Source organism: Oceanospirillum beijerinckii DSM 7166, assembly GCF_000422425.1.
Classification (GTDB): Bacteria; Pseudomonadota; Gammaproteobacteria; order Pseudomonadales; family Halomonadaceae; genus Oceanospirillum; species Oceanospirillum beijerinckii.
Genome location: NZ_AULT01000036.1, coordinates 58,078 through 68,227 on the forward strand (window position 1 = coordinate 58,078; position 10,150 = coordinate 68,227).

At 47.2% G+C, this 10,150-nt stretch carries 9 protein-coding genes; 1 reads left to right on the forward strand and 8 read right to left on the reverse strand.

Going from position 1 to position 10,150, the window contains the following annotated elements; all coding sequences use genetic code 11:
* Window positions 1-59: 59 nt before the first annotated feature.
* Window positions 60-1,499, reverse strand: a complete 1,440-nt coding sequence (gene hldE, locus H579_RS0112045; protein ID WP_028300890.1) for a bifunctional D-glycero-beta-D-manno-heptose-7-phosphate kinase/D-glycero-beta-D-manno-heptose 1-phosphate adenylyltransferase HldE — start codon at window positions 1,497-1,499, stop codon at window positions 60-62.
* Window positions 1,500-1,768: 269 nt separating this feature from the next.
* On the opposite strand from hldE, the gene H579_RS0112050 reads away from it, so the two are divergent.
* Window positions 1,769-2,548, forward strand: a complete 780-nt coding sequence (locus H579_RS0112050; protein ID WP_028300891.1) for a glycosyltransferase family 25 protein — start codon at window positions 1,769-1,771, stop codon at window positions 2,546-2,548.
* Window positions 2,549-2,738: 190 nt separating this feature from the next.
* Here the strand turns inward: H579_RS0112050 and H579_RS0112055 are convergent, their stop codons facing one another.
* The 7 genes from H579_RS0112055 to H579_RS0112085 form a co-directional block, all read right to left on the reverse strand.
* The gene (locus H579_RS0112055; RefSeq protein WP_028300892.1) at window positions 2,739-3,890 is read right to left on the reverse strand and encodes a capsular polysaccharide export protein, LipB/KpsS family; all 1,152 of its coding nucleotides are present in this window, start codon (window positions 3,888-3,890) and stop codon (window positions 2,739-2,741) included.
* Between the two features lie 208 nt (window positions 3,891-4,098).
* Window positions 4,099-5,349: an O-antigen ligase family protein gene (locus H579_RS0112060; protein ID WP_084624087.1), complete on the reverse strand. Its 1,251-nt coding sequence runs from the start codon at window positions 5,347-5,349 to the stop codon at window positions 4,099-4,101.
* Between the two features lie 158 nt (window positions 5,350-5,507).
* The gene (locus tag H579_RS0112065) at window positions 5,508-6,818 is read right to left on the reverse strand and encodes a nucleotide sugar dehydrogenase (protein WP_028300894.1); all 1,311 of its coding nucleotides are present in this window, start codon (window positions 6,816-6,818) and stop codon (window positions 5,508-5,510) included.
* Window positions 6,815-8,470, reverse strand: coding sequence for a glucose-6-phosphate isomerase (gene pgi, locus H579_RS0112070; protein ID WP_084624088.1), 1,656 nt, complete (start codon window positions 8,468-8,470; stop codon window positions 6,815-6,817). Before pgi ends, H579_RS0112065 begins: the two co-directional genes overlap by 4 nt.
* Before the next feature lie 11 nt (window positions 8,471-8,481).
* Complete coding sequence (locus H579_RS29135; protein ID WP_157834613.1) at window positions 8,482-8,697, reverse strand: hypothetical protein; 216 nt, start codon at window positions 8,695-8,697, stop codon at window positions 8,482-8,484.
* A gap of 22 nt (window positions 8,698-8,719) precedes the next feature.
* A complete protein-coding gene (locus H579_RS0112080; RefSeq protein ID WP_245583256.1) occupies window positions 8,720-9,589 on the reverse strand; it encodes a UTP--glucose-1-phosphate uridylyltransferase in 870 nt (289 codons plus the stop codon).
* Window positions 9,590-9,739: 150 nt separating this feature from the next.
* A partial coding sequence (locus H579_RS0112085; protein ID WP_028300897.1) for a DUF4214 domain-containing protein occupies window positions 9,740-10,150 on the reverse strand: 411 nt, incomplete at its 5' end.

The window sequence follows — 10,150 nt, forward strand, 5'->3', positions numbered from 1 at the left end:
AAAGAATATCGAAACACTTTTGTGCCAGTGTGCATAAACCAATATTACGTAGGCCGATATTAACGTGCTTGGCTTAGGCTCGCATCATGAGCTGCCTTGATAATGCCCGTGGTGGAGTACCCTTCTTCAAAGTTCAGCACACGCACTTCGCCACCTGCAGCGATGACCGTATCGCCCCCCGCAATCTCTTCTGGCTTATAGTCACCACCTTTCACCAGAATATCCGGCACTAACTCTGCAATCAGGCGCGCCGGAGTATCTTCCTCAAAGGCCACTACCCAATCAACAGATGCAAGACCTGCCAGCACATGCATACGATGTTCAAGATCGTTAATAGGACGGGTAGGCCCTTTTAGCCGTGATACTGATGCATCTGAATTGACCGCTACAATCAGTTTGTCACCTAAGCGTCGGGCATGTTCCAGATAACTAACATGACCGGGGTGCAGAATATCAAAGCAACCATTGGTGAAAACAATCTTATCACCCTGTTCACGGGCCTGTTTCAAGCGTTTAATCAGATCCTGTTCCGACAATACAGAGGCCTGCTCGACACCATAGTAACCGGCAATCGCTTCATTTAACTCAGCCAGAGCCACAGTTTCCGTACCCAGTTTAGAGACAGCGATGCCTGCTGCGATATTAGCCATCTCAACCGATGTTTCCAGCGGCAGATTTGAGGCCAAACCCGCAGCCAGACTGGCAATAACCGTATCACCTGCACCTGTGACATCAAATACGGACTTGGCATTGGCAGCAAAATAGACGGGATCACGCCCAGACTGGAACAGTGTCATACCCTTTTCACTGCGGGTGACCAGCAAGGCCTCCAGCTGTAACTCCTGCAACAGCGCAAAACCCTTTTCTATCACCTCATCTTCTGAGTGACAGCGCCCCACAACCGCTTCAAATTCTGACATATTGGGCGTTAGCAGAGACGCACCGGTGTATTTACCAAAATCAGTGCCTTTGGGGTCCACCAGCACCTTACACTGTTGCGAGTTAGCCTGCTGAATCAACCCCTGCACATGCTGCAAAGACCCTTTGGCATAATCTGACAACACCACGACAGAGCCTGGCGTAAAAGCCTGATCAGCCGCACTATTCAGTTCCAGGGCAACCTGACTGTCAAAACGTTCTTCCTGATCCAAACGTAACAGTTGTTGATGACGGCTCATAATACGCAGCTTGCTGATCGTCGGCTGATGCTCTGCCGTCACAAAGTGAGTCGCCACCTCTTTTTGCGCAAGCAGCTGGCTCAGTTCATGGCCTTCGGCATCTTGACCGATAATACCCATCACGGTGGCATGACAACGCAATGCCGCCAGGTTCAGCGCCACATTAGCGGCACCACCAGCACGGGCATCCACATCTTTAACCTTTACGATAGGCACCGGGGCCTCAGGAGAAATTCGATCCGTTGAGCCATGCCAGTATTTATCCAGCATGACGTCACCAATAACCAGAATAGGATTAGATGTCGGCTCAAAAGTAAGCAAGGGGCAATACCTGTTATCCAAAAAATTTGTCGTTGTTTTAACGCGGTTACCGATAGATCCATCGCGTTAAAAAGCAAAAGTGTTCACCCATAATCTACTGGGCCAGATTGAGACTTATCATAACGGAAGGACAATGGAAAAGCTCGGAACAGCACGCCAGGCAGAAGAAAATCTGACGAACAGTTTCATGGATTCAGGGTTACGGGTAAACTTTTGCTCCCAAACAGGGGCTCCCCCCTGTATCAGGACAATAGTCACGGTGAACTGAAGTGAAAGAGCAGCCCAAAATTTTCTTGATCAACCTGAAAAACAGCACTGAGCGACTGGAGAAAAGCACCGAGCGCCTTAACAGTCAGCATATTGACTTTGAGCGGATCGATGCCGTTCACGGCAAAAGCTTATCAGAAGATGAAGTTGCAGCTCATTACTCTGCAGAAATGAACCGCAACAAGTTTTATCGCCCATTGAGTCGCGGTGAAATTGGCTGTTATTTCAGTCACCGTAAAGCCTGGCAGAAGATTGTGGACCAGAAACTGGATTACGCCATTGTGATGGAAGACGACTTCAGGCCGGTTGGCGAATTAGCTCAGGTCTTTAACGCCTTGGAAACATTGAATGGCCAATGGGATCTGGTCAAGTTGGCTGCTTATAACAACCGTGAACGCCCTATCCGTTATAAAACCCCATGGAACAGTCACTTTGATCTGGTGATACACAATAAAGCGATGACTGGCTGCTGCGCCCAGGCGATCACCTACGCTGGCGCCCAAAAACTATTAGCGTTTAGCGAACAGTTTGGTCGTCCTGTGGACACCGATATTCAGCACATTTGGGAAACTGACGTACCCGTGATCTCCCTGATGCCCTATTACATCGAACAGGATCTGGAATTTGATAGTGATATCTCACAAATTGCCAAGGGCGATATCATTAAGAAGCATTTTTTGAAGCGTAAGAAACAGCAGATTCTTGAAAAGCTGAATAATCGTACAGCCACCAATCAAGTAATCAAACAGCTGCAGTCCTGGGCTGCCAATCATAACGCATGATACAGAAAAGAAGCCTTCTATCACCCTCCCCTGCTTCGCTTAACATAGAGTAGCCAAAGCAGGGGCGATAATGAAAGTAAGAACGGAGGAAAGACGGTCAGAGAAAAGTGCACAGGGAGAAAAAGTGCACAGGGAAAAAACAGCACCGGGTACAAGTCCACTTACTCTGGATAACGGCAGATCATGACCCTCAATGATGCTCAGCAAACAGATCCTGTGCCATCAGACGCTGATTCACCGCTTTAAAATGCCTCTCATCACCTTCTGCCCACTTTCCTGCCACACAATACACGTGTTCCAGATAGCGGAAAAAATTATTACGCAGGGTTAAATCCGGCTGCCAGTGACTTAATTGCTGTAGATGCTGAGCCAATTCAGACCGACTTCGACTGTTTAATACCAGATCGGGAATGTTGTAACAGGCTTCGCCCAGAGTAATCACCTTCTTATCCAACTGCAGAGCCTCTAACCCCACCGTAGAGTTAAGCGTAATGACCGCCTCAGCACCCTGAATCAACTGTACCGTATCATTGTGATTGGCAAAAATCGCCTGCTTATCCTGAGCATATAACTCAGTAAAATGTTGCGGCCAACTCGGGTGCTCCTTAAATACGACCTTCAGTTCAGAATCATTAAGCTGCTCAACCGCAGACATCACTTCCAGATAAAGCTGTTCCATCGAGTTGATCCAGGAAGAAAAACACACCACCTGCGTATCATGAGGCACCTGAAACGGCACAAACAGATAGCGCTCAGGCAGATCAATCGCATTGCCGGATTGACGTTTCACATGCTGAGCCCGAACCGCTATCTCCGGAGCGGTAAACGCCGGTAACCGATCAATCTTATCGCTGAAATAAAACGCTTTATCTCTGGGCACGCTAGAGGCGTAATTCACCCCTTTGGGGTCAACACTGGTCGTACCGGGCACCAGGCCATTTTCAAAGAAGTAAGTGTTAATGCCCAATATCTGAGCCGCCAGGCTGACCGTTTGGTTAGGTAGTTTATTACCGTTCCAGATCACCAGATAATCTGGCTTTTCCTGTTCCATTAACGCCAGATATTTGGCCAAACGCAGCTTCTCAACCACACTTAAAGCCGCACAATAGCTGTGACGTACCCAGGTTTTTTGCCAGAATGCCGGTTTCTTGGCCAACTTACGCTTGTACTGGCTGAATACAATCTCATCCATCGATTGATTAAAGGCTTGAGACAGTTTCTTTAACGCCCCCAGACTGGGTTTACCCATAATATGTATCTTAGTGTCTGCATCCAGATGATCCACCAGTTTCTTATAGTATCTTGCATGAATACTATTTCTTGATACAAATAAGATAGACAAAACCGGCACCTCGACATTCAATAATCAGCGAAATATGATCCCGCCATATAAAACAACAACAATTTAAACAACACAATTATAAAAGATTATACCCAGCAGACAACAACTTCTAAGTATTCAGTATCATAGTCAAAAAATCAAATACCGCTTATCCTGAGTACTTTATTCTCGCCTTTTATAATATTTAAAATATCAGCCTAAACACCCATCAAGCCGGACTCTGGCTTATCTCTCTTTTTTCCAGCGCCCGAATACAACACCATATAAACACCAGGGTAAAAACAAAAAACATAACCGCACTGGTAATTCTTAACATCCCTTGAGTCAAACAAAAATCAGCCATACAGATAATCACCACAACACCTGCTGCCGCTAACGGCTTAGTACGTTTATTACCCGTTTGCGATTTTTTATAAAAGAGTTTAAACGGCACTATAAACACCAGAAGTAAGGCTACGAGCCCAATCACACCCCGCTTGGCTAACTCCTCTATATATTGATTATGCAGATGTTTAAAATCGAGGATCATCGGATTTAGATTCATCTGTTCAACCATATTCGCCTGAAACTCATAAAATCCGGCTTCCCCCCAACCAAAGACAGGCTTTTGAATAATCGCCTCATAGGCCGAACGCCACATCTCAAAACGTAAACCAATAGAGGTCGTTGAGTGCCCCTGAGTATAGTGTTCAATATCACTGAAAATCAGGCTGATGCGATGCTGTACACCAGTATCCGGAAGCAATGCAAAAATTGCCACGAAGGCGACGAATCCCACCAGTGCAGCCTTTTTAACCTTATCTTTCAATATCTCTTCATAAATTTTATAGAGAGCAAACAGCGCCAGGGGCAGCGCTACCCAGCCACTGCGGGAGCCCGATAATAAAGAAGCAGTCATACCGCAAAAGAAAGCCAGTAGCATCAGTGCTGCCAGCGGCTTTTTCTTCTGCTCTAAAGCCCAGAACACACTGGTTAAAGAGATCAGTCCCATCAATAAACTGATATTACCAAAGTTCACGGGGTCTAAATGCTCAGTTTTTACCCTGGGCATATCCAGTATAAACTTGGCATAGAGAGCCCAAACTGAAGCCCCTATCGCTCCCACCGCAAACCCCATAAGTAAAAAGGATTCTTTAATATTGCGTTGAGACAGATAAAAAATAACAAAAGCTCCAAGCAAATAACGGGAGAACAGGTCCAGATTGGAAACCGATTGCCCCCTTAATACCGTATCGAACACACCTACAGTAAAAAACAAAATAAATACAGATGAGAATATTAAATCATCTTTATCTACATCAACCTTTGCTTTAAAAGGTAATACCAATAGCAGAAATATAATAATTAAAAAGGGGCCAACGCTGTAGCCACTACTAAACAATAGCGCCAGAGCGCCAAAGCTGAATAGTGATAGATTCAAAAACATTGAATCCCAACCTGTATCACTCAGATATTTCATTTTATGACTCAGTGTCTAAAGCAAATATTAAAAAACAAGCACACCAACATCAATATTCCTACCCTCTCCGCCCAGCGGTCAGAGAGAATAAGGATATCAATGTCGAGAATTTTTTGTGCCGGGACTTAGAATAAAACATTAACAACAGTTCGACCGTACTATATACGCATGCCACGACCGATACCTGAATAGGTTAACCCTGCCTGTTGTGCGTAGTCTGGATCGTAGATGTTTCGACCATCCAATAACAAAGGGGTTCTCATGGTATTGGCTATACTGTATAGATCCAGATTCCAGAACTCCTTCCACTCCGTCACCAGCATCAAAGCATCACTCCCTTCCACCGCCTGATAGGCAGACCGGCAGTCAATAATACCCTCATTACCGTCAAAAAACGCTATCAGTGCTGGATTCGCCACAGGATCATACAAGCGCACCTGAACCTTATGGGCCAATAAGGTTTCAATTAGATCGATCGCCGGACTGCCTGCAATACTGGCAGTATTGGGTTTAAAAGCCCCACCCCAGATAGAGACAACTTTGTTCTGAATATCCGCCTGATAATAGCGCCAGAACTTCTGGAAGAGCAGATCTTTTTGCTGCTCATTACGCTGCCAGACACTGTGCATCAGACTGGATTGTTGTTGGATTTCCAACTCCTGGGTTAATTGATGCAGAGTATCCAAAAACGCCTGACCACCAAAACCGCAGCCGGGATAGAGATACTGAAAACCGATACGGCTGTCAGAGCCAATCCCCTGGCGCACAGGTTCAATATCGATACCTTGCAGGCTGGCATACTCTGCCAGCTCATTCATAAAGCTGATCCGGGTTGCCAACATCCCGTTGATCGCCACCTTGGTCAGCTCCGCCTCTTTGGGCGCCATCAACATAAAGTTATCCCGACGACGATTGTAGGGCGCCATAATCTGCCGAATCATCTCTGTCGCCTGAGGATCATTACTGCCCAATAGCACCCGATCAGGATAAGAGAAGCTATCAATTGCCCGCCCCGACTGAATAAAGCTAGGCCAGAACACCACGCGGATAAAATCATAACCTCGTGTCAGTAGATCTTGCTGCAAACGATCCGTGCTGCCAATCTCCAGCGGATGTATCAGGGCGATCACCCGCAGCCTGTTTCTGCCGTCTTTATCACCCTCACCGGCACAAATCGCTTGTGACTGAACCAAGCGGGCAAAATCGATAGCATAGTTCAGTACCTGATCGTAATCTGCCTGAGGCTCCGCATAGATCACGAACTCCACATCTGGAATGGGGTCCTGTTGAGGTTGTAACTGCAAACGTCCCTGACGGATCTGATCGGAGGATAAACGATTTAAACCGGGTTCATTAATATCCACCGGCGCAATTTCAGGCTTACAGATCACACAATGGCAGCCGGTAGACGCCAAGACACTGGCCATGGTCCAGGCCGCATGATCATCACCCACAACCATGATTTTCATTTCTTATTCCTCTGCTGACGAATCAATGCAGCCAATGCCTGAGTTGAGCTATCCACAGGTTCACTCCCATCGTAGCCGGGCTGTAGGATAGATTGCAGTTTAACCGCCACTTCTTTACCCTGCTCAACACCCCACTGATCAAAGGGGTTGATGCCCCAGATCACCGCCTGACAAAACACCTTATGTTCATAGGCCGCAATCAAAGCGCCCATCGATTCAGGCTCCAGGCGATTTAATACCAACGTGGAAGAGGGTTGATTACCCGGGTAATGTCTAAAAGAGTTCAATAGCCCAGGTTGCTCACCGGCACCAAAAGCCAGCACTCTGGATTGAGCTAAACAGTTACTGATATTCAGATCATGCTGTTTTAACAGTGCATCCTGATGGGGCTGCTGCACCGGGCCATCATAACGACTGGCGGCAATAATAAAATCCGATACCACAGGCTGAGTCCCCTGATGCAACAGCTGATAAAACGCATGCTGAGCATTGGTTCCCACTTCACCCCATAACACCGGACAGGTCATATAATCCACCGGCTCTCCCAACTGAGTGACAGACTTACCGTTGCTCTCCATCTCCAGCTGTTCCAGATAACTGGGGAAAAACTTTAAACGTCCATCGTACGGCAAAATCGCATGGGCACGAATATCACGAAACGAAACATTCCATACCCCCAACAGTGCCATAATAACCGGTAAGTTTTCAGCCAAGGGCGCAGACCTGAAGTGCAGGTCCATCTGAAAAGCACCGGCCAACAAACGGCGGAAAGCGAACACCCCCACCGACAAAGCGATAGGCAAACCAATGGCAGACCAGAGTGAAAAGCGCCCACCGACCCAGGACCAGAACTCCAGTTGATTTTCTGAATGAATACCCCACTGCGTCATACGGTTACGATTAGCCGATACACCTATAAAGTGACAACGCAGCAACATCGCTTCATCAGAGCAATAATGCCCCAGCCAATCACGCACGGTCTGGGCGTTAGATAAGGTATCTATGGTGGTAAAGGACTTGGAAGAAACAATAAACAGTGTCGATTCAGGGGCCAGATGTTCCATCAGTTGAAACAGCTGGCTACCATCCATCGAAGAAGCAAAGTGTACCTTAAGGTTTTTGCCACCTTCATCCCGATACTCATCCAATGCATGAGATACCATTAAAGGCCCCAGATCACTGCCGCCAACCCCCAGATTGACCACATCGGTGATACGCTTACCGCTAAAACCGCGCCAAACACCCTGCTGAATCTTAAAGACCAGCTGGGCCAGCTTATCGAGCTCAGCGCTGATCATGCCTAACTCATCAGGCAATACTTCAGCGGGTGTACGCAACGCGGTATGTAAAGCCGCTTTATCTTCACTCAGGTTGACAATATCACCGCCAAACAGCTTATTAATATGACGGGGTAACTGACAGCTATCTGCCAATTTCAGCAACTCTTCAAAGACCTCATCCGTAATACTTTGCTTACTATAATCCAGCGTTAAACCTGCAGCCTGACAGCGCAAGCGCTCACCACGCTCGGGATCGCGGGCAAATAACTCGGATAGAGACAGACAGGAATCGGCCTTTTCCATTAGGGCCGCATATTCATTTCTAAGGGATAATTTGCAATAGTCCAGATCGGCTACGTTCTTATTCTTCATCACTGATGCCTTTATTTATCCTTATCGTTCAAACCGTCAACCAGCATCAGTCGTTGCACCAGAAAATCAGCGATAAAACTCCGATACCTCGATATTTTGGCAACAACATCATCAAAAAACTCACCATCAAGAAACATACCTTGAGAAACAGTTCCGAAGAGCACAGCGCTTTGAAAACATGCACTTTGGCGAACCGTGCTTTGTAAAATAAAGGCGTCGCGCCCCAAAGAGGGACACGATATGGATAACTTAATCCGCTAATAGCCCAGCCTCACGACCCAAAACCTGATTCGCCTGCAACCAGCCTGGAATATGGCCACAATCAAAACTGCGCCCTGCCATACAGAAAGCTTCCACTTTATCTTCGGCGATTAATGTATCAATGGCATCAGTGAGTTGAATCTCGTTACCCGCCCCCGGCTGAGTTTGAGCCAGCAACGGCATAATTTTCCCCGGCAGAATATAACGCCCGACAACCGCCAACTGGCTAGGTGCCTGCTCCGGCGAAGGTTTCTCAACCACACCACGCATTGCAGTACTGCTACCTGCCACTAAATCCTGACCAGCACAGTCTGCAATACCATAGCGCTCCACATCGGCCAACGGCACCTGCTCCACCATAATCTGTGCCGCATGACTGGCTTGAAAAGTGGTCACCATAGTCGCCAGATCACACTGTTCCGACATACTTGCCTGAGGTTTAACCAATACATCAGGCAATAAAACAGCAAAGGCCTCATCCTCACCAATCAAATGTGCCGCGCAAGCCACCGCATGGCCTAAACCCAATGCCTGATCCTGGCGCACACTGGTCACCTTTAATTCAGGAGGCACAATCGCCCTTAACTGCTCTAACAGCTGCGTTTTACCTTTCTTTTCCAGTTCGGTTTCCAGCTCATAATGATGATCAAAATGATCTTCTACTGCTGACTTCCCCCCTCGGGTCACCAGAATGATCTCATTTAAACCCGCTGCCAGTGCTTCCTCCACCACATGCTGGATCAGAGGCCGATCAACCACAGGCACCATCTCTTTTGGAATAGACTTACTGATTGGCAATAAGCGAGTACCTAACCCCGCCACAGGGATAATCGCTTTAGAAATCTTCTGCTTGTTCAAAACCATGATCCTAAATTCTGGCTTGATGATATCTGAGCAATTTTACACCACCGTAGACAAAAAATACCCGATTGTTTCCAACCGGGTATTTTCAAAGACGCATTGCTAATCAAAGCAGTGCGCCTGATAGCAGTAGATTAATGTCAAACGTTAGACAATAAAGTTCCACTCCGTTGCGGCCATAAACAACCCCTGAGTTTCCTCGCTGTCCATGAATCCTTCTGCCACTTCAACAATGGTGTGTCCGGCAGCAGCATATTCCATCCAAGCCGCTTTACCACCCACATCGGATTCACGACCCAGCATATGGTTGTAAAGGGCTTCAATCTGGTTATCGATAGTCAACTGGTCAAACTCAATACCCGTCTTCAGCGTAAACTCCTCTGATTCCAGGAAATTGACCGCCAGCTGTCCCAACGACATTCCCAAACCTGAATGCTGTGCCTGCCATTGGAAACCATCCACTTCAGCCCGACGCCCCAGAATCTGCTGGTAGAACATACTGATCGCCTGCAGGTCTTCCTCATAAGCAGGAATAAATACCTGATCCGCAAACTCAAT